Origin of the sequence: Lysinibacillus sp. NPDC098008 (assembly GCF_044760715.1) — a bacterium.
Taxonomy (GTDB): Bacteria; Bacillota; Bacilli; order Bacillales_A; family Planococcaceae; genus Lysinibacillus.
Genome location: NZ_JBIWBA010000020.1, coordinates 1 through 25,722, shown reverse-complemented (window position 1 = coordinate 25,722; position 25,722 = coordinate 1). Strand labels below are relative to the sequence as shown.

Annotated in this window: 22 protein-coding genes and 1 pseudogene; 3 read left to right on the top strand and 20 right to left on the bottom strand. The window is 36.1% G+C overall.

Annotated elements, in window-relative coordinates; genetic code table 11:
• Nucleotides 1–213: 213 nt before the first annotated feature.
• Nucleotides 214–1,443, bottom strand: coding sequence for an MFS transporter (locus tag ACIQVU_RS15470; protein ID WP_340807960.1), 1,230 nt, complete (start codon nt 1,441–1,443; stop codon nt 214–216).
• Nucleotides 1,444–1,646: 203 nt separating this feature from the next.
• Here ACIQVU_RS15470 and thrC point away from each other — a divergent pair, with 203 nt between their 5' ends.
• Complete coding sequence (gene thrC, locus ACIQVU_RS15465; protein ID WP_402896234.1) at nt 1,647–2,699, top strand: threonine synthase; 1,053 nt, start codon at nt 1,647–1,649, stop codon at nt 2,697–2,699.
• Entirely contained in the window at nt 2,696–3,592 is an 897-nt protein-coding gene (thrB, locus tag ACIQVU_RS15460) for a homoserine kinase (protein WP_340807964.1), read from the top strand. The genes thrC and thrB overlap by 4 nt, the downstream gene beginning before the upstream one ends.
• Nucleotides 3,593–3,903: 311 nt before the next feature.
• Here the strand turns inward: thrB and zupT are convergent, their stop codons facing one another.
• The 7 genes from zupT to ACIQVU_RS15425 form a co-directional block, all read right to left on the bottom strand.
• Nucleotides 3,904–4,713 (bottom strand): zinc transporter ZupT, encoded by an 810-nt coding sequence (gene zupT, locus ACIQVU_RS15455; RefSeq protein ID WP_340807965.1) that lies wholly within the window; start codon nt 4,711–4,713, stop codon nt 3,904–3,906.
• A gap of 220 nt (nt 4,714–4,933) precedes the next feature.
• A complete protein-coding gene (locus tag ACIQVU_RS15450) occupies nt 4,934–5,530 on the bottom strand; it encodes a phosphatase PAP2 family protein (protein WP_340807967.1) in 597 nt (198 codons plus the stop codon).
• Nucleotides 5,531–5,986: 456 nt separating this feature from the next.
• The gene (locus ACIQVU_RS15445) at nt 5,987–6,889 is read right to left on the bottom strand and encodes a hypothetical protein (RefSeq protein WP_340807968.1); all 903 of its coding nucleotides are present in this window, start codon (nt 6,887–6,889) and stop codon (nt 5,987–5,989) included.
• A 422-nt stretch (nt 6,890–7,311) separates the two neighbouring features.
• Complete coding sequence (locus ACIQVU_RS15440; RefSeq protein WP_340808639.1) at nt 7,312–7,926, bottom strand: response regulator transcription factor; 615 nt, start codon at nt 7,924–7,926, stop codon at nt 7,312–7,314.
• A complete protein-coding gene (locus tag ACIQVU_RS15435; RefSeq protein WP_340807969.1) occupies nt 7,910–10,132 on the bottom strand; it encodes an ATP-binding protein in 2,223 nt (740 codons plus the stop codon). Before ACIQVU_RS15435 ends, ACIQVU_RS15440 begins: the two co-directional genes overlap by 17 nt.
• Nucleotides 10,133–10,203: 71 nt before the next feature.
• Complete coding sequence (gene comX, locus ACIQVU_RS15430) at nt 10,204–10,362, bottom strand: competence pheromone ComX (protein ID WP_340807970.1); 159 nt, start codon at nt 10,360–10,362, stop codon at nt 10,204–10,206.
• Between the two features lie 12 nt (nt 10,363–10,374).
• Entirely contained in the window at nt 10,375–11,277 is a 903-nt protein-coding gene (locus ACIQVU_RS15425; protein ID WP_402896230.1) for a polyprenyl synthetase family protein, read from the bottom strand.
• 331 nt (nt 11,278–11,608) lie between these two features.
• Between ACIQVU_RS15425 and ACIQVU_RS15420 the strand changes: the two genes are divergently transcribed.
• The gene (locus ACIQVU_RS15420) at nt 11,609–12,157 is read left to right on the top strand and encodes a hypothetical protein (RefSeq protein ID WP_402896229.1); all 549 of its coding nucleotides are present in this window, start codon (nt 11,609–11,611) and stop codon (nt 12,155–12,157) included.
• A gap of 175 nt (nt 12,158–12,332) precedes the next feature.
• Here ACIQVU_RS15420 and ACIQVU_RS15415 read toward each other — a convergent pair whose 3' ends face one another.
• From ACIQVU_RS15415 to ACIQVU_RS15360, 12 genes and pseudogenes are all read right to left on the bottom strand, one after another.
• Nucleotides 12,333–12,647 carry an antibiotic biosynthesis monooxygenase family protein gene (locus ACIQVU_RS15415; RefSeq protein WP_340807975.1) on the bottom strand — a complete coding sequence of 105 codons (315 nt, stop codon included), beginning with the start codon at nt 12,645–12,647 and terminating at the stop codon, nt 12,333–12,335.
• A 1-nt stretch (nt 12,648) separates the two neighbouring features.
• A complete protein-coding gene (locus ACIQVU_RS15410) occupies nt 12,649–13,674 on the bottom strand; it encodes a siderophore ABC transporter substrate-binding protein (protein WP_340807976.1) in 1,026 nt (341 codons plus the stop codon).
• Between the two features lie 60 nt (nt 13,675–13,734).
• Nucleotides 13,735–14,496 carry an iron ABC transporter ATP-binding protein gene (locus tag ACIQVU_RS15405; protein ID WP_340807978.1) on the bottom strand — a complete coding sequence of 254 codons (762 nt, stop codon included), beginning with the start codon at nt 14,494–14,496 and terminating at the stop codon, nt 13,735–13,737.
• Entirely contained in the window at nt 14,493–15,446 is a 954-nt protein-coding gene (locus tag ACIQVU_RS15400; RefSeq protein ID WP_340807980.1) for an iron chelate uptake ABC transporter family permease subunit, read from the bottom strand. Before ACIQVU_RS15400 ends, ACIQVU_RS15405 begins: the two co-directional genes overlap by 4 nt.
• Nucleotides 15,439–16,389 carry an ABC transporter permease gene (locus ACIQVU_RS15395; protein WP_340807981.1) on the bottom strand — a complete coding sequence of 317 codons (951 nt, stop codon included), beginning with the start codon at nt 16,387–16,389 and terminating at the stop codon, nt 15,439–15,441. Before ACIQVU_RS15395 ends, ACIQVU_RS15400 begins: the two co-directional genes overlap by 8 nt.
• 480 nt (nt 16,390–16,869) lie before the next feature.
• The gene (locus ACIQVU_RS15390) at nt 16,870–17,922 is read right to left on the bottom strand and encodes a YkvI family membrane protein (protein ID WP_340807983.1); all 1,053 of its coding nucleotides are present in this window, start codon (nt 17,920–17,922) and stop codon (nt 16,870–16,872) included.
• Nucleotides 17,923–17,959: 37 nt separating this feature from the next.
• A complete protein-coding gene (menC, locus tag ACIQVU_RS15385; RefSeq protein WP_402896225.1) occupies nt 17,960–19,066 on the bottom strand; it encodes an o-succinylbenzoate synthase in 1,107 nt (368 codons plus the stop codon).
• A gap of 22 nt (nt 19,067–19,088) precedes the next feature.
• The gene (locus ACIQVU_RS15380; RefSeq protein ID WP_340807986.1) at nt 19,089–19,913 is read right to left on the bottom strand and encodes a GNAT family N-acetyltransferase; all 825 of its coding nucleotides are present in this window, start codon (nt 19,911–19,913) and stop codon (nt 19,089–19,091) included.
• Nucleotides 19,913–21,058: a M20 peptidase aminoacylase family protein gene (locus tag ACIQVU_RS15375; RefSeq protein ID WP_340807987.1), complete on the bottom strand. Its 1,146-nt coding sequence runs from the start codon at nt 21,056–21,058 to the stop codon at nt 19,913–19,915. The genes ACIQVU_RS15380 and ACIQVU_RS15375 overlap by 1 nt, the downstream gene beginning before the upstream one ends.
• A gap of 239 nt (nt 21,059–21,297) precedes the next feature.
• The gene (locus ACIQVU_RS15370; protein WP_340807988.1) at nt 21,298–22,785 is read right to left on the bottom strand and encodes a peptide MFS transporter; all 1,488 of its coding nucleotides are present in this window, start codon (nt 22,783–22,785) and stop codon (nt 21,298–21,300) included.
• A 485-nt stretch (nt 22,786–23,270) separates the two neighbouring features.
• The gene (gene hflX, locus ACIQVU_RS15365) at nt 23,271–24,557 is read right to left on the bottom strand and encodes a GTPase HflX (RefSeq protein ID WP_340807989.1); all 1,287 of its coding nucleotides are present in this window, start codon (nt 24,555–24,557) and stop codon (nt 23,271–23,273) included.
• A gap of 138 nt (nt 24,558–24,695) precedes the next feature.
• Nucleotides 24,696–25,631: pseudogene (locus tag ACIQVU_RS15360) on the bottom strand (sodium:solute symporter family transporter); the annotation flags it as partial.
• Between the last annotated feature and the right edge of the window lie 91 nt (nt 25,632–25,722).

Sequence of the window (25,722 nt, the reverse complement as noted above, 5' to 3'; positions counted from 1 at the left end):
GACTTTTCTGAAAAATCTTTAGCGCTTCAACTTGCTAATACGGTAATATATTTTCAACCTTATTTGTATAGTAATTGACGCTTCACCATAACTTGTGGTTGACTTCTGCTTCACTCGCGCTGCTCGCTCCAGTCAACTACATCTTTTGATAATGAACCAAGATAAAAAAATGCCTCGGATAATTTATTATCCAAGACATTTATCATAATATGATCATTCTAGCTCTAGCTGCTTCGTTTCTTTTCCTAAGAAAATTACACCTATTACACCAATAATAATTGCTACACAGAAAATAGCAAAGATAAAGCCAATTGTATAGCCCGCTGTTAATAAAAAGCCAACTAACAATGGTCCAAAAATTCCTCCGATACGCCCTACTGCTGCTGCCATCCCTGCACCTGTTCCACGAATAACCGCTGGATACTGCTCAGGTGTATAAGCATAAAGAGCACCCCATGCACCTAAGTTAAAAAATGATAAAAACATACCTGAAATTAATAGCACGCTAAGCGTTTCTGCATTGCCAAATGTAGCCGCACTAACTGCTGTACCAATTAGATAAGACACAAGCACAAACTTTCGTCCAATCTTCTCAATAAACCATGCTGCTGTAAAATAGCCTGGTAGTTGAGCCAATGTCATAATTAAGACATATTTAAAGCTGGTAATCATATCAAAGCCTTTCCCAACCATTACGCTTGGTAGCCATAAAAACATGCCATAATATGAAAATACAACTGTAAACCATAAGAGCCATAGCATTAATGTCGAACGTGCATATTTCTTTGACCATACCTCTTTTATATTTTGACTAATGCTTCGCTTTTTGGATTCTTCCTTTACTGTAAATTGTGGTGAATCAGGCAAATGCCAGCGAAGATAAATAGCATAGAAGGCTGGAAGTGCTGTTAAAATAAGTGCTACTCGCCACCCCCATGTCGGAATAACAAAATACGAAATCAATGCTGCAATTAGCCAGCCTGCCGCCCAGAAGCTTTCTAGTAAAACAACTACACGTCCTCTTTCTTTTGCCTCTACACTTTCAGACACTAATGTTGAAGCAACAGGCAATTCTCCCCCTAGCCCCATTCCTACTAAAAAGCGTAGTAGTAAAAAAGCTACCAACGTTGTTGTTAAAGCAGATAAACCACTTGCTACCGAAAAAAGCACAAGTGTCCACATAAAAATTTTCTTACGTCCTACTTTATCAGCAAAAACGCCAAATACAAGCGCCCCTACTGCCATCCCTATTGAATTAACACTACCAATCCAACCAGATTGGCTCGGTGATAGCCCCCAATCAGCTGCCAATGCGGCAATCACAAAGGATAATATGCCAACATCCATTGCATCGAAAAGCCAGCCAATTCCTGCTACACCTAGCAGCTTATTTCTAGAAATAGTTTGTTGAGGTTTATTTGTTCCTATAGTATTTGTTGTCATCCTAACCACCTGTCTTTACACTTGACTATACAATATATGTTTACTATACAGTTGTTTCAATAAAGTGACAAGTAAAATTCAAATTACCAAATTGTTTCGACAATTTGCGAAATGCTATTGAAATTACAGGGTTATTTCGTTAAAATGTCTTTTATACAAAAACAGCTGTTCTTTCTATAAGAACAAAAGGAGATCATACTATTATGTGGAAAGGCCTTATTGAAGAATATAAACAATTTTTACCTGTAACAGAAAATACACCCGCATTAACGTTAAACGAAGGCAATACGCCTCTTATACATTTAGTGAATTTATCTAAAAAATTAGGTATTGAGCTTTATGGGAAAATTGAAGGTGCAAACCCAACTGGCTCATTTAAAGACAGAGGTATGGTATTTGCTGTGGCAAAGGCAATTGAAGATGGCAGTAAATGCGTTATTTGCGCTTCTACAGGAAATACTTCTGCTGCTGCCGCTGCGTATGCAACAAGAGCTGGTATCCAGTCCATCGTTGTTATTCCTAAAGGAAAGGTCGCTCTTGGTAAGCTTGCACAGGCAACAATGTATGGTGCAAAAATTATTGAAATCGATGGCAACTTTGATGATGCCTTAAATATTGTGCGTCAAGTAAGTGAAACAACACCTGTTGCTCTTGTTAACTCAGTAAATCCATATCGCATTGAAGGTCAAAAAACAGCATCATTTGAAATTGTTGATGCGTTAGGTTCAGCACCTGATTATCTATGCATCCCTGTCGGTAATGCAGGAAATATTACAGCATACTGGAAAGGCTTTAAAGAGTACCATGCTGCAAAGGCTAGTGGTCTTCCAAAAATGTACGGCTTTGAAGCTGAAGGTGCTGCTGCAATTGTAAAAGGAGAGCCGATTGCAAACCCTGAAACAGTGGCAACAGCTATTCGTATTGGTAACCCTGCTAGCTGGAAACTTGCAGAGGCTGCTCGCGATGAGTCTGGTGGTATTATTGATTCCGTTACAGATGAGGAAATTGTAGCTGCCTATAAATTAATTGCCAATACAGAAGGCGTTTTTGTTGAGCCAGGTTCAGCCGCTTCATTAGCAGGTGTTATTAAATCTGTGGAAAATGGCAAAATTCCACAAGGCTCTAAAGTAGTAACTGTCTTCACAGGTAACGGACTAAAAGACCCTGATACAGCGATGAATACATCTACTGTAGAAGTTGTATCCCTACAAAATGATGAACAAGAAATTCGTGCGTATATTGAGGGTGTACTATGAGTAATATGTGGCAAATCTCAGTTCCTGGAAGCACAGCCAATTTAGGGCCTGGCTTCGATTCAATAGGACTTGGCTTGTCCCTTTACTTAAAGCTTACAGTTTCTTTACAAGATACATGGGAGATTATTCATCTTGATAACAATGGTCCTAAAGAGTTTGAGCTTGAAGAACATTTACTATACGTAATTGCTAAAAAAATTGCAGAGCAATATGGCAAGCAACTACCTGCTTGTCGTGTTGAAATGGCAAGTGAGCTTCCATTAGCACGCGGGCTCGGAAGTAGTGCAGCCGCTATTGTTGCAGGGATTGAGCTGGCAAACCAAGTATGTGAGCTTGGCTTAACCGTTCAAGATAAGCTCAATCTATCCTCACAGATTGAAGGACATCCTGATAATGCAACAGCCTCTGTTTTAGGTGGCTTAACCATTTCTTCAATGGATGAAAATGGCATAGTCGATACATTCCATATAAATGATATCCATGCATCCTTTGTTGTATATATACCAGATGTTGAGCTTAAAACAAGTGAAGCTCGCTCTGTATTACCAGAGCAATTTGACCGTGCCTATGCTGTAAATGCTTCCGCAAATGCAAATATGTTAGCGGCGGCTTTAATGGCACGTGATTTTGAACGTGCTGGGCGGTATATGGAGGCTGACTTATTTCATGAGCCATTTCGTGCAAAGCTGATTCCTGCCTATACAGAAATTCGCACAGCAGCAAAAGCAAATGGTGCTTATGGAACGGCACTGAGTGGAGCAGGTCCAACATTAATCTCCATTATTCCTACTGCGATTGCTGATGAGTTTGTGCAAGCAATGAAAGCTAAATTTCCAGCACATCGAATTATCCTTACAAAAGCCGATGAACACGGCGTGCAAGTCAATAACTAAGCTGAACGCCTACTATCATGGTAGGCGTTTTTTATATTGTTAGGAGCGGTATTGATTTTTTAATGAATCTTTATTGTTCTTCAAAAAAGGCTATGGCTGCTGCAAAGTCTAATATTATAGTTTCAGCTAGAGATTACAGCTATCAAATGCCTTTAGGGCTGCGCAAGAGCTTGTGACATCCTACCAAATGATTACTACATCCTAGATAGCATAAAAAGGAAGCCACCTTCTAAATAGATGACTTCCTCCTTATTTATCTTGGTTCAGCAAATTCTTTTTGTATCGAAAACAAAGCATCAGCGCAGGTACAATTATGCTAGTAATACTAGACTAATGGCCATAACCGCCATTCCACCTACTAAGCCATACATCGATAAATGTGTTTCATCATATCGCTGTGCTGCTGGCAATAACTCATCTAATGAAATAAAGACCATTATACCTGCAACACCTGCAAAAACAATGCCGAACATAACATCCGTTAAAAATGGCATAAGAATTAAAAACGCTACTAATGCCCCAACAGGCTCTGCTAATCCTGATAAAAATGATAGCTTAAAGGCTTTACGTCGATTACCTGTGGCAAAGAAAATTGGCACAGACACAGCGATGCCCTCTGGAATATTATGAATAGCTACTGCAATAGCAATGGCTATACCTACATTTGGATCATTAATCGCTGACATAAATGTTGCGATACCCTCTGGAAAGTTATGAATGGCAATAGCAAGGGCGGTAAAAATGCCCATCTTCATTAAATGCTCTTCATTAACCTGTGGCTTAATCGCGTTTACATCCTCAACAAGCTTTACCTCATGCGGATTAGTGGCCTTTGGAATAAACTTATCGATTAATGCAATAAATAGCATACCACCAAAGAATCCAAGAATAGTCATCCAATAGCCATTCGTTGTACCTAATGCATTTGTTAACGCGTCTTTTGCTTTTACAAAGATTTCAACAAGTGATACATAAATCATCACCCCTGCTGAAAAGCCTAATGCTAGTGATAAAAACTTTGTATTCGTTCTTGAGGTGAAAAAGGCTATTAAACTGCCTACACCTGTTGCAAGTCCAGCAAAAAGGGTCAGCCCTAATGCTAGTAAAACGTTTCCTTCCATTGCCTTCTTCCTTTACCCTTTTTCTTATTGTACTCATCTTAACGCAAAAGTTTCCTGTACGCAATTCTTTTTTATCAGGAAAATACTATACTTCCCCATATCAATTACATCTTGGCTAACGCTTCTCCAACTTTTATCTTGGTTCGAGAGATGCTTATGCACCTACTGAATCAAAAAAAAGCAGTATCGTTTCATGAATGAATACAAATACTGCTTTTACTTATCGATATAATTTCTTACGGCGTTCGTACCAGATAACACAAATAATAAACCATGTATATCCAATACTCCAGCCAGCTAGGACATCTGATGCAAAGTGTCTAGCACCTGCAACACGGGATAATCCAATAAGCACTGTTAATAGTATTGCGCCAAGCCATAGTAAAGCTTTACGCCCCTTACTAGTATTTTCAGCTAAAATATAAGCCGTTGTGAACAAATACAAAATACCTGTCATAGCATGCCCAGATGGAAAACTAAAGGATGTTAGCTGTTCTTCAATTTCAGGTCTTGGTCGTTGAATCCATTTTTTTAATAGTTGATTTAAAACATTGCCTGCTGCAAATGTAAAGACAACCAACAGCATAGCACGGTAATTTTTTACCCGCCAAGCTAAATACACCATTAAAACTACTGCCACAGCAACCACAAATTGAGGTTCCCCTATATAATGAAAAACATCAATAAAACGATTGCCAAAAAGTAGCTCTGCTATGCTTGTATCAAATTTATTCACAAAATCACTTTGATAAGTAGCTCTTAATACAATAAATATAATAAACGTGATAATTGCTAATGGATATGCCCATTTTTTCATCTATTTCTTCACCTCAAAAACATTCATGCTATGTTCTTCACATCATAACATAATTCAATTTATTCTAGATGGTGAATAGCTATAGTTTTTAGAAAAATATATCTCTTGATGTTTTTGAGTAAAGATAATTGATACTTCCTCTTGTTTATGAAAATAAATAGACACAGCCAATGCAACAATGAATAAAATTGCCACTATAGGTAGTATTTTTTTCAATAGTATAAACACTCCCCTAACCATTTTATCCAGTATTAACAATTTTTGTGTACTAAAAGCGAAGCGACAGCAGCAGGGGCGAGCAGCCTGTAAAAACCGATTGAGCCCAACACGATGTTGGCCATACAAGCGTTTTCACAGGATGTGAAGCTTTTAGCTTGTGTTCCTCTATCACCAATCAGTGTGGGGATGAGGAAAACTTCACTGATTGAAGGTTCACTTTATAGCATTGTTTAACATCTACTGCTGTATTAATACGGGATCAAATAGCCAATCTTTTGTTCCAAAATTTGAATCCTTCTCGCCTCTTACATCACGAGAAATATTATGCTTAATAATTACTTCTCTGAACCTTTTACTAAATAAAGTTTTTCGATATAAATATCTTCCATCATGGCTCCATTCAGCAGAGTAAAAAACATCACCTTTTAAATGATTTAAATCCTCCCGATGATAGATATCTGGACCATTAATAACACCATTTAAACCACAGCTACATGGAGGCTGCTCAGTAGCGAAATATAGCTTAATTCTATCACTACTGCATGACGGTAGAATTTGTGTAGGAATAATTTGATAAGCAGGCTGTTTTCCTTCCTCAGGTCCTTTATGGATAACCTCTAACAATTCATAACCTTCTAAATTTTCACGTTTCATTAATGACACTAGCTCTTGAGAGGCAACCCAGTAACCACTTACATGTACTAAATAGCGATCCTTCATTTGAGATGTATCTATCACAATTGGTGATAACTGTTCTTTGTCCATAAGTCCGCAAGATTTACAATGTGTACTTAAAGAAAATAATGTCCCCTTATCCTCTAAAAACATTTCTGGTGAATTACCCGTTGAATTTAAAGTAAATAATGGTGCTTGCATATATTCCTGCTCTGAAAATTCAAAGTAAAACCGTTCTCCTATTGAAACAATACCTAATTCACGCTCTAATGATTTATATAAAGCCGTTACTTGTTCATATGTGACTTCTTCATTTAATGTAAAAATGGGATTAAATTTTGTTTTTAAATTTCTTTTTTTAATTTCAGGCGCACCAACAGCAATACCATGACGATTATAAACGTTAATAACTTGATCTTGGCTAGATTCATCTATAGAAAATAAATTTTCAAGTTCTACTTTCACAATACACGCCTACCTTTATATAGTTTTATGGTAAAGTATGTTAACCAACTAGTAATATTGTACAATTTACTATCTCTACCTTATGCATAGATAATCAGGTTGCTTGTTTTAAAGAAATTATTTGTCTATTACTCTTGATAGCAAATCTACTTAACCACTCTTAAATTAAGCGTACCAGTAGTTATACCACCATTTCAACTTCGGGTTTACGCCAATTTTTTGGCGTTCTTTCCACAAATTTTTGGCGTGATTTGGCGGACATATAAAAAACACCGCCACTTTTTGGCGGTGTCAAAATTTTTTATAGGCTTTTTATCATATAATATAGGAAATATATACTAAAGGTAATATATGGGTTAAATAATTCCCAAATCGCTCCCTTATAATTGAAAAATATACCAATATTATAACATAGAGTTAGCTTACAGTAAATTCATTTTTTCAGCAAGATTTACAGCTTCTGTACGTGAATCTACATTAAGCAAAGAAAAAAGCTGTGTTAAATATCGCTCAGTTGTTCGCTGAGGAATATTTAGTTCAATGGCAATTGCTTTATTTGTATGCCCTTCTGCAATTAGCCGTAATATTTTCTTTTCTTTTTCATTCAAATGAATATCAAATTTAGCATTCTGTAATTGAAACTTATCATCTAAAAAATCTAAGAAATTATTTGGCAACACAATTTCACCATTGGCGATTGCTCTTACTGTTCGTATAATTTGCTCTTTAGAAGCCGTCTTAGCCAAAATGCCTTCTATTTTTCTCTCTAAAATAAGGTGATAATAATCTGTAATATCATCACCTGTATAAAGGATAATTGAAGCATTTGACTGAATAGCTTTTATATTACGGGCTAAGTTTATTCCGTTTTCTAATGGCATATTGATATCAATTAAATAAATATCATATGGTTTACTTTTGATTCTTTGAATAACATTTGTTGCATCACTTTCTGTATCAATAATAATATCTTCATTTTCTTGAAATAGATTTTTAGTTCCTTCTAATACTATTGGGTGATCATCCACTATGAGCATCGTAATCAAGTGCTTCACTCCCTTCTTTTACAGTAATTCGAATGGACATCCCTTGATTAATATGGGAATCAATATAAAATTGTCCATTAAATGCTTTTACGCGCTCCTGCATTCCTCGAATCCCCATTGACTCTGCAACAATAATATCCTCCACATTACAACCTACACCATCATCCTTATAAAGGATTTCAAAACCATCATCTTTTTCTTTAAGATGGATATCAACCATTGTTGCATAGGAGTGCTTTAATGCATTATTTAACAATTCCTGAAACAGTCGATAAATCATTAAATTCATACGTTCATCCTCTAAATAAAGGCGATCTATCGTGTAGATTAACATAAAGTTAGCTCGTTCTGTAACATTTCTTATTAACTTTTCTAACGCTGCATTTAAGCCTAATGTATCTAGTAATGGCGGCTTTAAATTTTCACAATATACTCTTAGCTCATGCAGAGAAGCAACCATTTGCTGATGAATTTTTGCTAGCTGCTCCTGAATATCCTCTGTATCTTTTGTATTTACTAAAACATCTACCTCTCGTGCAATATGGAGCTGCTCCTGCAAATTAGTATCATGTAGCTCTTGCGCCAATTGGTACTTTTCCTCTTCAAATCGCAACCATAATAGCTTATTTAGCCAAGGTAGTTGACCATCATCAGCCTGCTTCATATGCTTTAATTCCTCTAATAGCTCTTCTACCATTTTTGTATTTTCAATAAAATTATTCACATATAGTAGCAGCAACTCCAGCCATAGCAGTTCCTCATCCTTTAAATGAATGGTATTGTTATGTCCAAGCACTAAAGCTCTTTTATAATGTGTATCTTGGTGCAGATAGGCTAAATAAACTTTATCAATCTTTCGAATTTCTCCTAGTCGCATTTCTTCCATTAGTTCAGACTGTATAATGATATTTTCTTCAACTCTTGTTGTAAATTCATTTGTGTGATAATTATACGTTAAGACAAAAACATTATCTAATTCAAGATGTACAGAAACTTCATGTGCAAATTTCTCTAAAAGCTCATCAATTTTAATGGTCTTCCCAATTTTATCAACAGCTGTATAGAGTTGATGAATATAATCGCCTTTTGTTGAAAATAAAATTTTCCGTTTTCGATAATCAACCTTTTCTTTTATATAAAAAAGCACAACCAATGATAAAAATGTAAAAAGAGCAAAGCCTGATACAGCAGACATTGTTAAATATCGTCCTGCAATGACGTACAGCCCACCTGTAAACCATAATGTGAAGATCATTGAAAAAATAACGTAATAGCGCAATCTTGTAATATGATACTCAACGTCAAATAATCGCTCTGCTAATTGTGTAAAAATAAAGCTAAAAGGTATCGCCAATAAAAACAATGCGCTAATCTCAGTTGAAAGTATATACGTATGGAATAGAATTTTAGGGAATACATATAAAAAAAGAAATGGTAGAAACGGTATTAATATACTGTTCAATAAAATTTTCAACTGAGGTGAACTGTATCTGAAATAGCTTAGCAATAAAATGCTAAGAATCATCACAAGGAGAATAAAGAAAAATGCTAATACAACATAAGAAAGAATATTGTTCGAAGCAGGATAAATTGTACCAATGCACCCTAGTATAAAAGCAAGCAAGGGCAAGATATAAAATAATTTAATATGACTTGTAAATGCCCAATTCGTTTTCATAAATGAATAATAATTTCTTAAAAAATGTAATAATATTACTAAACATAACAGCATACTACTACGATTAACAATAATTCCAACCCCATTCAATCTACCCGAAGCACCGCCGCTTACATAAGCTATGGATACTGTTAAAATAAAAAGAATCAGTAAATTTGTTAATCCTGTATTTCGTTGTTTAACATGTAAATAAATTGCCACGAACAATGTTAAAATAAAATAACAGGCTGGAATCATAAATATATAAATAAATTGCTGAGGGATATCTAAATGCTTAATATGTATATGGATTAGAGCCCCATCTGGCTTCATAATTGTTAATTTATTCGCAGATAATATCCTAGATTTATACTTTACCTGTTTAAGATCATCCATTTGACGTCCATCTACAGTTACAATTGTATCACCTACGGATATATTTTGTTTTTCTGCCCATTTTTTATAATAGAGTTGAGATACGAGCCATTTATCATCTTGTTGTTCTACCTCTATTTCTACATAAGGCGCGCTATAATTCACATAATTGAGATAAAGACCTATCACCAAATAGAGAATTATAGCAGGCCAAAACAACTTACGATACAAAATTTTTAATTCCAAATTTCACTTTCTGTATTCATTTCACCATTAAACGCTTCTAAAATTGCCTGCTGCTCTACAGATGAAACTCCGATTAATGAGGCTTTCTGTTCCTTTAACAACGTTACTAGGCTCGGATTTTGCTCTAAATACTGAATTACATTCAACATACTTATCTCTCCTCATCGTATTAGTTTTTGTAGGTATTCTTTACCTAACTCATTGATAGCTACTCGTTCAAGATTCTCTAATGCTTTAAATTTATAGACATTTTTAATCGTAATGGCATAGCGGATTGCTCCACCATTTGTCAATTCGTCTTCTATTGCATTATTATCCAAAACTGTAACTATATCATCATTATAATAGTTCTCAACTGATTTTGAAACATCATTTTTTTGTGATAAAAGATAAATAATCGGTAACGAATATCTTTTGTTTAGTAGATCATTCTTAGGCCCCCAACTTTTCAAACCTTGAATATCATTTTTAATTTGTTGGATGACTCCTATGTATTTCCCGTATTCCTGCACTTCCTTCGACACTTCCCCTTTCGCAAGGATTTCCCCAATCAAACAACCCATTGCTGTTAAAGAGCCTGACTTTTGCGTAATCATTTGTATATAGGAATCTTCATCACGGCAATTATTTAATAAATCTAATTGCTGACCATTTATACTTGCTAATGCATGCTCCTCAAGCAAAGTAATCGCCGATCTTTTATGTTCGAAGGATGTTTCTTCTATTGCTTTTGATGCCATTACTAGCATTGCTAGAGCAACATTTAACGAAAGCTCAGGTATTTTGCTCCAGCTATAATCTGAATCCTTATCCTGTAAATCATCAATAATATCAAATGATAAGATTAATAATTCAATTGCTGCAGCAACCTTATAAATATCTTCATGCACATTATCTACAAACGCTTCGTAATGCCAGAAACATAACTTGCCAAATGAAAAGCCCACAGCTATTTTTTCTTCTTTAAAGCTTTTTAATAGCGTTTTCAGCTCATAACTAAGCAATGCCTCATTGTCAATCAGAAAGTCTAATGATTCATTTATATGTTTATCCAACCCCTTCAATAGTCCTCTCCCCCTTTTGTTTTATTAATAAATATTATATATATTAGTGGGAAATAATACTAGCTTTATCATTATAAGATACATTTAATTACATTTTTTCCTTCATAAAGGTACAGACCGCCAAAAAATGGCGTTATTCTTGCAAACCACGCCATTTTTTTGTTAATAATTACTAAAAATTTGGCGGTGTGGTAGCAAACACCGCCATTAAATTGGCGTGAATTCACCATTGAAATGGCGTTCTTGCTAATGTTACGCTTAATACAAGCGTCATAGAAATTAGAAAGATAGAAGGATAAATGAAAGTCTTTTGTACTGGGAGTGTTTAATAATGAAAAATGGAATACATGAAAATGTTTTTATACTTACAACTTCTTTCTCCTGTAATATCTCTGTTACAGCAGAAGAAATTATAATTAAAAAGCCTACAAATGAGCAATTACAGATTGAACAAAGCATTATTCAATCTGAGTTAAAGGCCTATCAAGAAACATTAGCAACCTATAAAAACATCTCAGTTGTTTCAAATTTTATTAGCGATACTCCTGGGTTTGAGGAAGCATTTCAACAAAAGAGGGATTATTACCTTGAACAATACGGCATTACTAGAATCTCAAACGAAAGTTTCTCCAAAATGTCCACTGTAAATCCATTAAATTTTGGTCTAAATATCCATTCATCCACCATTTACTTAACGCCGCATTATACAATTATTAACGCAAGAGGATTAGACTTTGAGAAAGGTGCCGCTAACAATATAGAAAATGATAGTGAAACATATCATATAAATATTTCTGAGTTATCAATTCATGAAAGCACTATCTCCTTTAATATGGATGCAACATGTAATCGATGGAGGAAAGCATCGATAAAGCATTAAAATAAGGTGAACCTTCAATCAGCAGGAGCTTTGTGAAAGCTCCTGCTGATTGGATGTGTCACCAATCGTTTTTTACAGGTTGTTCCTGATGCGCTTCACTTTCGATACAAAAAGAATTTGCTGAACCAAGATAATAAAAAAGATGCCTCAAATAATTTGAGACATCTTTTTATTATTAACCTTTTACATAATAGACTTCTTGTCCACTTTCAATTACATGATCAGGCTTTGGCTTACCTGCATTTGCCTTATGACCAGCGATATGCTCAGGGCTCTTCTCCCAATTTTTCCATGCTTCCTCTGATTCCCAACGAACCATTACAAGCACTTCTTCATCGCCACGTCGTACTTTCTTTACAAGCACTTGCTTATCTATAAAGCCAGGCTGCTGTTCAAGCAATGATGGAGCATCTGGTTTAGCACCAAAACGCTCTACAACCTTGTCCGAATTCCCTTCCGTCACAACAATACGTTTAATTTGTACAAACATATTAGTTAAACGCCTTTAACACATCGTCAGCTTTTAGTGCTTCTGATTGTAAACCACCACCAGAAAGGTACCAAACCTCTGGGTCTAGGTAGAATACTTTACCATTTTTAATGGCATTTGTTGCACTTACGATTTCATTTTCAATTGCATCCTTTGTAGCAGATTCGCCATTTTCGTTTACTACCGCATCACGGTCAACTACGAATAAAATATCAGGGTTTTTCTCGCGTACAAATTCAAAGCTTGCGTTATCACCATGTGAGTCAATTTTAAAGCCATCAGCTTCAGCTACAGCTTTTACACCAAATACATCGTGAACAACACCGAAACGTGAACCAGGACCAAATACAGATAATGAACCTTCGCTACCTAAAACGATTAATGCTTTTTCTTCTGATGCAGTGGCTTTACCTTTCACTTCTTCTACTTTTGCTTCATAGTCAGCAAGTGCATCTGCTGCTTCTTGCTCTTTACCGAAAATTTTACCTGCTAATTCTACATTTGTTTTAAATGATTCTAAGAAGTTTGTATTATCTACACCAACATATACTGTAGGTGCAATTTTAGATAATTCAGTATATGCTGCTGATGCACGACCAGAGATAAAAATAATATCTGGGTCGATTTCAGATAATTTTTCATAATCAGGCTCAAATAATGTACCAGCGTTTACATATTTGCTATCTTCAAATTTACTTAAATACTTTGGTAATGAGCCTTGTACAACAGCAGTAGGTTCAACGCCTAAAGCATCTAAAGTATCTAGGAAGCCATTATCAAACACAACCACTTTTTCTGGAATTTCATCAAGTGTTACTTCTTCAAAAGTAGTGCTACCATCGCGTCCTTCAATTGTGCTACCTGGAATTGTAAGTGGGTATGCTGAAGATGCTTCATTTTGCTCTTCTGCTGGTTTATCAGCTGAATCACCTTTATCTTCTTCTTTTGCCCCTTCTTTTGAGCTACAAGCAGCTAATACTAATAGCATCATTGCCATTAAAACCGTAAGTAATTTCCACTTTTTCATTTAAAATTCTCCTTTTTCTTTTATATAGTTAATGAATATTCATTCCATCTATTACTATTTTTAAGAATTAAAATAAACACAAATTCTACAGCCATTTTGCTCTTGAACAGGAATATCCATATCATAGATTTCCTTTAACGCATGTGAGTTAATAATGTCATTTGTAGGACCATTTCTCACAACACGTCCATCCTTTAATGCCACAATCTGATCTGAGTAAACAGAGGCAAAGTTAATATCATGTAACACAATAACAACTGTTTTCCCTAGCTCATCAACTAGCTTACGTAAAATTTTCATAATTTGTACAGAGTGCTTCATATCTAAATTATTGAGCGGCTCATCCAGTAAGATATATTCAGTATCCTGTGCAATAACCATTGCAATAAAAGCACGTTGACGTTGACCACCCGATAACTCATCTAAATAGTTGTGTTGAATTTCTTGTAAATTCATATATTGAATAGCTTCGTCAACCTTTTCTTCATCTTCTGGTTTAAGATTGCCTTTTGAATATGGGAAACGTCCAAACGATACAAGCTCACGAATCGTTAAACGTACATTCATAAAGTTAGATTGCTTTAAAATAGATACTCGTTTTGCAAAATCATCTGATTTCCAACGACGCACATCTGCCTTATCGAGTAGCACTTCACCAGTATCTGCATTTAATAATCGGCTTACCATCGAAAGTAGTGTCGATTTCCCTGCACCATTTGGTCCAATAAATGAGGTAATCTTTCCAGAAGCAATATCAACGCTTACATCCTGAACAACAGGTTTTTTCCCAAAAAACTTTGTAATCTCTTTGACTTGAATCATCCTGATGACCTACTTTCCTTTAATAATAAGTAAATGAAGTATACTCCACCAACAAAGTTAATAATAACGCTGAGTGTTGTATTGAAGCTGAAAATTCGTTCAACCATCCATTGTCCACCGACTAAAGCAATAATACTCATCACACAGGCACCTGTAATTAATATGGAATGCTTGTATGTTTTAAAATATTGATATGATAGATTGGCAACGATTAAACCAAAGAATGTAATCGGACCAACAAGTGCTGTGGAAACAGCAATTAGGATAGACGATAAAATTAACATGCGTTGTACTAGTTTATCGTACGGTACACCTAAATTAATCGCTGTATCCCGCCCTAATGACATAACATCTAATTGATTCATATGACGCCAGCCATAAATAAATGTTAGTACAATAATAATACCCGCTGGCCAAATTAAATCAGAATTGACATTATTAAAGCTTGCAAACATTTTACTTTGTAAGCCCAAAAACTCATTAGGATCAATTAACACCTGAAGGAATGTTGTAATGCTACCTAAAAATGTACCAACAATCATACCAACAAGCAGTAAAAAATGAATTGGGCGCTTGCCTTCTTTAAACAATACTCGGTAGAAAATTAACGCAAATACAACCATAGCAAAAACCGCTACTAAGAAATTGTAGTGCACATTAATAACCAAGATAGATATCGAGCCAAAGAAGAAATAGATTAGTGTTTGGATTAGCATATATAAAGAATCTAATCCCATAACACTTGGCGTTAAAATACGATTATGTGTAATCGTTTGGAAAACAACTGTTGAATAGGCAATAGCTACGCCTGTCAATCCCATTGCTAATACTTTCATTAAGCGACGTGGAAATGCATAATGATAGTTTCCGTTTAATTGATAAAATACATACAGTAACACGAATGCGACTGCTAGTCCCACTAAAATAAACATTTTTGTACGATTACGCATATGCTCTCCCCCTAAACAACATGAATAGGAAGATAGCACTTCCGATAACACCAACCGTCATACTAATTGGTATCTCATATGGGAAAATAAGCACGCGTCCTAAAATATCACAGAATAACAAGAAGGACATGCCGAGCAATGCAGTATGTGGCAATGTTTTTGCTAAATTGTCGCCTCTAAACAATGAAATAATATTTGGAATGATTAAGCCCAGAAATGGAATCACACCAACTGTCAACACCACTGTTGTTGAGATAAGCGCTACTAGCACTAACCCTAAATTCACTACAAATTTATAGGATAACCCAAGGTTTTTAGCAAAATCCTCCCCCATTCCAGCGACTGTAAAGCGATTTGCATAAATGTAAGCTAAAATAAGCACTGGTACACTTATGTATAGTAACTCATAACGACCTTTCATGATTAATGAGAAATCTCCTTGTAACCATGCAGAAATGTTTTGGATAATATTCGCCTTATACGCAAAAAATGTTGTAACAGACGATAAAATATTACCAAACATTAAGCCAATAAGTGGTATAAAGATCGCATCTTTAAACTTAATTCGATTTAATATTTGCATAAATAATAATGTGCCGGCTAAAGCAAATATGAAAGCGAAGGAAATTTTTTGAAAGTACGTGACATTTGTAAAAAACATCATCGAAATCAAAACACCTAATCGAGTAGCATCTAAAGTACCTGCTGTTGTTGGTGATACGAACTTATTCCTACTTAAGCTTTGCATAATTAAACCAGCAATACTCATACCCGCACCTGCCAGCAAAATAGCCACAAGCCGAGGTACACGACTAATTAAAAATAGTCTAGTTTCTTCTGAGTGGAAGTCTAATAGATCACTTGGTTTTATATCGGCTACACCGATAAATAGTGACACAATAGACAACACAATTGTTGCTGTTAAAAGATATCTTATTTTCATAGTAATCCCCGGTAGATTTCATTTTTGTGTGTAATTCACCTTTAGTGAAAATGATTATCATTACTCACGATTCTCATTATAAGCATGTTTTCATTCTCAGTCAACAAGCAATTGAGAATTATTCTCGTTTTATTTGATAATTTCCGAAAAATTCGTATGAACGACAAAAATTCTGTAATTTCGTTATTTTTTCTACTTCAATTAATTTATTATTCGCAATGACTAAATTTCAATACAGCTAGTTCCATGCTATTGCGGAGAAAGGAGCTTGCTGCTTTGACACTCATATTGGCTTTGTCCTCTTTCACGTTCAATCAATTACGCCCTAGCGTAATTGTACCTGTCGCTAATACTTTCGGTACATCCGCCAAGGTTTTTATCTTAGCTCTAAGCTTATAACATAGAAACATCTGTCATTTTCAATAACCAAAATAAAAGGTAATTGAGAATAAATAAATTTTCTCAACTACCTTTTTAGCATTATCTAGCTCTTTTTACACCTCTTAACCATGCGGCTACAATAAATATGATTAATACTAGCCCTACATAACCCATCACTGCATAGAGCTTGGCAACAAGTGTTGTAAAACCTACTAGGCTTGCTAAAAAGCCTAGACCACCTATTAAAATAGCAGCCAGTTTAAAGTTTGGTCTACTAGGCTCTATAAATCTTACGATAAATGAATAAAGCATCCCTACGGCAGTATTATAAATCATCCCTAAAAGGGCAATGGTCATAAGCAGACCAACCATTGGATGAATTTCGTTTGCTAATGCTAGCATCGGAATATCTAATCCAATAATGATATTCATTTTAGCAAGTAACGATAAGTGAATAAGCAAAATTAAAGCACCTAGCAAAATACCACCTATAATGCCACCCATGCTAGCTACCTTATCATTGCGAACTGCTCCACACATCACAGTAAGAAGTGAAAAACTTACCCCTATATTAAATGCCATATATAATAAGGCAGTTACCCACCAGCTATTCATGCTAATTTGAGCTTGCTGTGCAATAACCGCCTGCTCCGCAAAGGTAAGCTCCATTGTAGCAATGGCATAGATCGCAATGATGGATACAATCGCTAGCAAATATGGTGTTGCCAGTGCAATGATATTAATAATGCTTTTTACATTCAGCATAACAGTTGCTAGAGTTAGGACAACCATGCAAATGCTTCCTAACCACGCAGGCAGCCCAAACATTTGTTGAAAGGTCGCTCCTGCCCCGGCAAACATAATTACAGCCACACCGAATAAGAAAATAGATAATATAAAATCCAATATAAAGCCTATTCCATTCCCACAAATTTGATAAATTAAATCCTTATGTGATGTTGTACGTAATCTTGAGCTAACTTGCGCAATGCACATGCCGACAAATGCAAAACAGACAGCCGCTAATAGTGCACCGTAAATTCCTTTAAAACCAAAGCTTGTAAAATACAGAATAATCTCCTGTCCAGAAGCAAATCCTGCACCAACGATAATTCCTACATAGGCACCACCGATTTGCAAGCTTTTTTTCAAACAATTCTCTCCTCGTTTATACTGATGCAAGGTTGATTTATCGATAAACCTCTGTACTCATTGTTAATTTATTAATAATAGCTTGATTAGGCGTGTAACCAATGCCCACTGATTGTGGCACATGAATATAACCATCAATCACCTTTACTTCCGGCGTAATAATATCCTCATACCAATAATGACTAGAACCTGCAGTATCTCCAGGTAAAACAAAATTACTAAGCGATGTTAGGGCAATATTATGCGCTCGTCCGATGCCCGCCTCTAACATACCACCACACCACACTGGAATATTGTTCTTTTGGCATAAATCATGAATCCTCTTTGCTTCTGTTAAGCCACCTACTCGTCCAATTTTAATATTTATCACACCGCAGCTTCCAAGCTCAATGGCCTTTCGAGCATCTTCAACAGATGTAATACTTTCATCAAGACAAACAGGCGTTTGCAAACTTCTCTGTAATATCGCATGGTCTACAATATCATCAGTCGCTAATGGCTGTTCAATCATTAATAAACGATAGTCATCAAGCTGCTGTAATAGATTAATATCATTTAATGTATAGGCTGAATTGGCATCGATCATTAAAGGTAGGTCTGGTAGTTCAGCGCGAATAGCTCGTACTACCTCAATATCATAACCTGGCTTTATTTTGATTTTCACTCGTTTATAGCCGCTATTCATATGCTCTTTTATTAGCTCGATTAATTTAGCGGTAGACGATTGAATGCCTACACTTATACCTACTTCAATACGCTGCTTCTGTCCACCTAGCGCTTGTGCAAGCGATTGCTTTGTTTGTTGAGCATAAATATCCCATACAGCACCTTCAATTGAAGCTTTTGCCATACAGTTTCGACGAATAGATGCAAATAATGCAGACACCTCATCAGGATGCCTAATTTCTGTATGTAACAAGATAGGTATTAAAAAATCCTTGAGCATATGCCATGTTGTTTGTAATGTTTCCTCTGTATACCAAGGTGCTACAAACGCAACTGTTTCTCCCCATCCTGTTACACCTGACGCATCTTTTGCCTCTATCAATAACAGCTCCTTTTCAGCAACTGTACCAAAACTCGTTGTAAATGGTGCTTTCATTGGCATCTTTAAGTGCCGTAATGTGATTTCTTCTAATTTCACAATCGTCAACTCCTCGCTCCCATTATAAAGCTAATAAGGAACGTCTGACTAATAGATAGCTATGAACATATTCAGGGTGCTTTTTCATGCGTACAATGGCATAATTTTGTTTAAATAAGGTTGTTAAAATTGTTCGTACTTTATAGCGCCAATCCTCTGCAAGCTTAGGGCTTTCAACTTTCATTTTTTGCAAATATTGAGGGATTGACAATAAATAGGCATCCTTATAAAAGGATTGTTGAAGCTGAAATGCATTATCAACATCAAGTACAGGCAAGCCATCAACGGTTAATGACCATGGTACAATTTCTTGTGCAATTTCCTCTAGCTCATCCAAGCTATCCGTCATTTGTTTGCGCTCAATCCACCATTCAACAACGAGTCTATCTGAAGGCAGTCCTTCATTAAAATCATCCTGCAATGCGCCATAATAATCCATTTCATATTGATAACTAACCGTATTAAGCTTGAAAAATGCTAGATTTGCTAAACGTGCTTCTAGTGGCTCAATTAACCAACGAATTAACTGAAAACCGTGTTCTTTTGCATATTCTTGTTGTGCGTGCTTCAATAGCTCACCTACACCTTGTTCACGATATGCTTTCTCCACACCAATCATGTGTGAATGTAAATACATTTCTCCATCTTGGTAGCCAACAAAGCAATAGTTAAAGCCGATTAGCTTTTCTTCTAAATAAGCGCCAAGCACCAAGCCGCCATTTTGTACCGCAGCTAATAATTGGTGGGAGGGAATAGCCTGTGTTCCCCAAATTTCAGCATTTAACTTTTGTGCTTCTGCAATCTCTACAGGTGTCATGATTTTATGAATACGCACTTTTTCTAACATTATGCCGACGCCTCCTTCGCATGTCCTGCCTCTAATGCTAACAGCACAGCCTTCGTTAAAATTTCAACTCCTGTAACAAGCCTAGCCTGCTTAAATCTCATTTTTGGATGATGCAACCCTGGCGTTAACCCACACCCTAACCCTAGCATAGTTGTTTTTAAATGAGGACGCTTCACTGCGTAATGATGAAAGTCTTCTCCTCCCGGTGTGTGGACAGGCTTTCTCAGGTTGGATAATCCTGCCGCCTGTATAATTGCCTGCTCCATAATATATTGCGCACTTGCATCCACCTCAGCAGCTACGATATTTGCTACGGTACGTGAATCAATTTGCACCTTATGCAAAATCTTAGCGGAATCAATTACACGCTTTACGCCTTGTGCTAAATCGTCCATCACACTATTTTGCTGTGCGCGTATATCAATCGTAAATGCGGCATTCCCAGGAATAATATTTCCTGATTCGCCACCAGCTTGAAATTTTGTCATTTTAATAGATACAGGTACCATCGGGTCTGTATGGATTGTTCGTAAATCTTCAATAATGGTTGCACCGACTTCAATTGCATTGACACCAAGATGTGGTCTTGCAGCATGGGCATCCTCTCCAATAATTTCTCCTTCAATTAAGCGAGAGGCTCCGTGATATAACGCAGCACAATATGTACCATCCTCCAGCTCATGAACAGGTCTTACATGGACACCAAATAAAAAATCTAAATCATCAATAACACCCTCTTCTAAAACAGCTAATGCCCCTGTCCCCTTTTCTTCAGCAGGCTGGAAAATAACACGGATTGTCCCATTCAATAATGGCTTTTGCTCTTTTAAAAGTAATAACGTACCTATAGCCATTGTCATATGTCCATCATGTCCACAGGAATGATTTGCACGAAAAGCGCCATCCACCTCCTGCCATAATGCGTCGATATCTGTTCGTAAGCCTACCTTTGGTGTTCCATGCCCAATATCAACATAAAGCCCCGTGGAATTTTTAAAGCGTTTAGGTGAAAAACCTTCTTGTGTTAATAAATCGAATATATAATTGGTTGTTTCTATCTCCTGCCAGCTAATTTCTGGATGGTCATGTAAATGCGTAAAAATCTCCATTAACCTTGGCCTTAAACGATTCAACTCTTCTTTCATAGCTTCCAACCCCCTAAATTTTCATATTATTAAGATTATTATAACGAAAATACTAATGTTCTACATAGAAACTTATACCCGTATTCAGCAAAATAACTACTTAAAATATTATATTCATACTAAATTTTAATAGATACCCCATAATTCCAAAGCTTAAGCCACTATCAAATCACCACTTTAACACAATATAAAAAGATGTAAGCACAGTCTATACGCAGACTATGCTTACATCTTTTTTGTTAATTAATGCCCCGCATCGCTTTAGAAATAATCGGTGAAATGAGTAGTAAAATGATGCCTATCACAATGGATAGTGACCCTAAAAAGCCAAAGTAAGTAAATTCACTTACGACTTCATAGACCCTTACAAGCTGTGCATTAATAGCTTGTGCTGCTGCACTTGTTAAAAACCATAATGACATTGTCTGTGCCGCAAAAGCTTGTGGCGCCAATTTCGTTGTAGCAGATAAACCTACTGGTGATAATAATAGCTCTCCTACAACGACTAAGAAGAACGATAGCACTAACCACCATGGGCTAACTAATGTTTCCCCGCCTGATAAGTGTGCTGGAATCATCATTACAAGGAAAGACAAACCTGCAAAGAATAATGCATAGGAAAACTTACGTGGTGTTGTTGGTTGCTTATCTCCCCATTTTAACCATAGCATCGCAAATAAAGGTGCTAATGTGATAATAAATAACGGATTCAGTGATTGGAACCATGAAGATTGAAGCTGGAAGCTACCAATACTTAATTGTGTACGCTCATCTGCATAGGTTGCCAAAATCGTTGCTCCCTGCTCTTGAATAGCCCAGAACATAACCGCTGCTAAAAATAACGGAATATAGGCAAGCAGGCGTGATTTTTCATCTTTTGTTGTTTTTTTACTGCGATACATATAAATAAAGAATATAGTTGGGATTAATACACCAAGTGTTGTAATAATTACACTAAATACATTCATTGTTAATGTACCTGTTTTAATACCTACAGCACCTAGAATAATGATGAGTAAAGCTACAATCCCAAATTGTGTAAAGATTTTTTTACGCTCTTCAGGCTTTAATGGATTATTTACCTGCAGCCCTGCTAAGCCTAAATATTTTTTCTCTGTTAATTTATAAACAATTAAACCAAGTAGCATTCCAAGTGCTGCTAAGCCAAAGCCAAGGTGGAAGCTATATTTTTGCCCGATTGTTCCAACAATAAATGGTGCAACAAACGCACCCATATTAATACCCATATAAAAAATTGAAAAGCCTGCATCTCGGCGACTATCAGTTTCTGCATAAATATCCCCAACAATGCTTGAAACATTTGGTTTTAATAACCCTGTCCCTATCACGATAAATGCCATTGAAGCAAATAGCATTGTTACACCGCCTGGCAATGCCAGCAATAGGTGACCAATCATAATTAAAACGCCACCATAAAAAATTGTTTTACGTGTTCCTAAAACTCGGTCAGCAATCCAGCCACCGATAATACCAGACATATAAACAAGTGAACCATAAATTGCCATAATCGAGTTCGCTGTTCCACGATCTAAGCCTAATCCACCTTCATTTAACTCATAATACATAAAGAAAATAAGAATGGCACGCATTCCGTAATATGAGAAACGTTCCCAAAATTCTGTGAAAAATAAAGTAAAGAGCCCTTTAGGGTGTCCAACGAAGCCCTGCTGAGGGACCGATTTTACAACTTCATCTTTACTAGACATATAATACCCTCTCCTGATTTAATTTAATTATTCTGAAAAAATATTTTTCGACCTAATTTAAGAAGAAAAACTTTATTTCATCATACTAAATTCTTTTTTAAACTTTAGCAAGAGTTTTAAAAAATGTTGAAAATTTATTATTTTTCAATAAATTCTGATTGATTTTTCTAAAAAACATTAAATCCTTTGATATATCTAAGTTTTCTTATTCTTTAGTAAAGATCATATCCTTGGCATTCATTAAATTATTCTAAAATATATAAAATTCTGATTTATAACTCTTTATACAAATTTATACTATTTTTTCTACAGTATAACTATATAAATGTTCTCTAGTGCTACTATGCCCTTTTATAAAAAAAAGCATGCTATAAAGCTTTGGTACGCCTTATCCAAAATAATTTCATAACCTAAAACGAAAAAAACCAAACTATTCCACGAAACGCCCATTGAGAGTTTCGTAATAGTTTGGTTTTTTACTTGATTTAGCTCACCACATAATGCTGATATTTAGCATAGTCTGCCTGCTTTAGCTCTAGCGATAGCCATGTGCCATCCTCTTCATACGCTGTTTGATGCACAGAGGCATGCTCGTTCAAATAGGAAACAATATTGCCTTGATCATAAGGTATTAACATTTCACATGTGACATAATCGGAGAAGATATGCTGACGGATTAGTTGTAATAGCTCCTCTAAGCCTATCCCTTGCTTGGCGGAAATCCAAATATTATCACCACTTACTACAGGATACGGAACATTCGCAGCATCAGCCTTATTGTATACATAAATAGTTGGAATGGCTTCAACGCCAACTGCCTTTAATGTTTCATTTGTTACATCCATCATAAAGCCGTGCTCAGTGTTGGAAACATCGACAACATGAAGTAAAAGATCTGCATCTCGTGCCTCTTCTAATGTAGAGCGAAATGCTTTTACTAAATGGTGCGGTAATTTACTGACAAAGCCAACTGTATCTGTTAATAAAAAGGTCTTTCTATCAGGCAACTCTATTTGACGCACAGACGTTTCCAGCGTAGCAAAGAGCATATCCTTCTCAAAAACCTGTTTATGCTCCTCTTGCCCTATTGCTGCAAGTAGCTGATTCATAATCGTTGATTTCCCAGCATTTGTATAACCTACAATCGACACAATTGGCAATGCATTTTTACGGCGCTGCTTACGCTGTGTTTCTCGCTGCTCCTGAACATGCTCAAGGTCTTTTTTAATTTTTGCAATTTGATCCTCAATTTTTCGACGATCAAGCTCAAGCTTCGTTTCACCAGCACCGCGGTTTTTAAAGCCGCCTCCAGTTCCCCCACCTTGACGGCTTAGAGATGCATGCAAGCCTACTAAGCGCGGCAGCATATATTGTAGCTGTGCTAACTCCACCTGCATTTGTGCCTCACGTGTTTTCGCTCTTCGTCCAAAAATATCTAAAATTAGCATCGTGCGATCAATTACTTTTGTTACTAAATCACGCTCTAAATTACGAATTTGCGAAGGTGATAATTCATCATTAAAAATGACCAAATTGGCTTGCGCTTCCTCATAGAAATTTTTAATTTCCTCTATTTTACCTGTGCCCACATAATGAGATGGTGTAACACGCTCTAAATTTTGTGTCACAACACCAACTACTTCCACATGCAAAGCCTCTGCTAAGTTTTGCAGCTCCTCCATTGAATAATCGAAATGCTCATCATTCCGTATATTGACGCCAACTAATATGGCTTTTTCCATTAATACATCAACTTCTTTAATTTTATCCATTAGCATCCTCCCACCAAAGCCTTGGTGTCCCTACGGCAAATTTCCTTTATCTTACCATATAATATATTACTCGTATTCATAAACAATTATTATTTTTTCCCAAAAATGCGCCTCTTAAGCAAGGCGCATCAACATTGTTTATGTTCTTTCTTCTTTTAATAATTGCTCTGAGCGATTAAATTCCTCTTCAATTTCTGGATTTGGTTTATATGTCATAATACTGACAACAACTGCAACAATTAAACAAACAAGAAAGCCCGGTACAATCTCATATAATGCATCGGATAAAGCATCAACCTTACCCCAAATAAATGCTGTTATAGCACCTGTAATCATACCACCAATTGCTCCATAGTTCGTTAGCTTGCGCCAATATAAAGACAGCAAAATAATAGGACCAAATGCAGCACCAAAGCCTGCCCATGCAAAGCCAACTAAATCTAAAATTGAATTATCTGGATTCCATGCTAGGATAATGGCTATAATAGCAACGACTAATACAGCCATACGGCCAGCCAAAACATAATGTTTATCGTCTGCTGTTTTATTAAATAGAGCCTTATAAATATCCTCCACAAGCGCTGAGGACGTTACAATTAATTGTGAAGAAATGGTACTCATTACAGCGGCTAAAATTGCTGCCAGCATAATACCTGCTATAAATGGATGGAATAAAATTTGCCCCATCACAATAAATACCGTTTCAGCATCTTTTAATTCGCCAGCGTTTTGCTCGTAGTATGCGACACCTACTAAGGCTGTTCCAATCGCACCAAAAAGGCTTAACATCATCCAGCCGATTCCAATACGACGAGCCTGCTTTGTTTCCTTAACAGAGCTAATCGCCATAAAGCGTACAATAATATGTGGCTGCCCAAAATAACCTAAGCCCCATGCAATAGAAGAAATAATACCAGCGGCTGTCGCTGTAACAGGTAATAAATTTAGATGGTCAGGGTTAACAGCTTTAATGGATGTAATCGTATCTCCTAATCCCCCTGTTACAAACACACCGAATAGTGGCACACTAATAAGGGCTATAAACATAATAAGTCCTTGAATAAAATCTGTATATACGGTGAAAGAAAATTAGAGTTTCAAGCACAGCCTATTCACCGTATTTTCAGGTGTTTGATTAATCATTTGGATAAAGCCTTGGACAGCA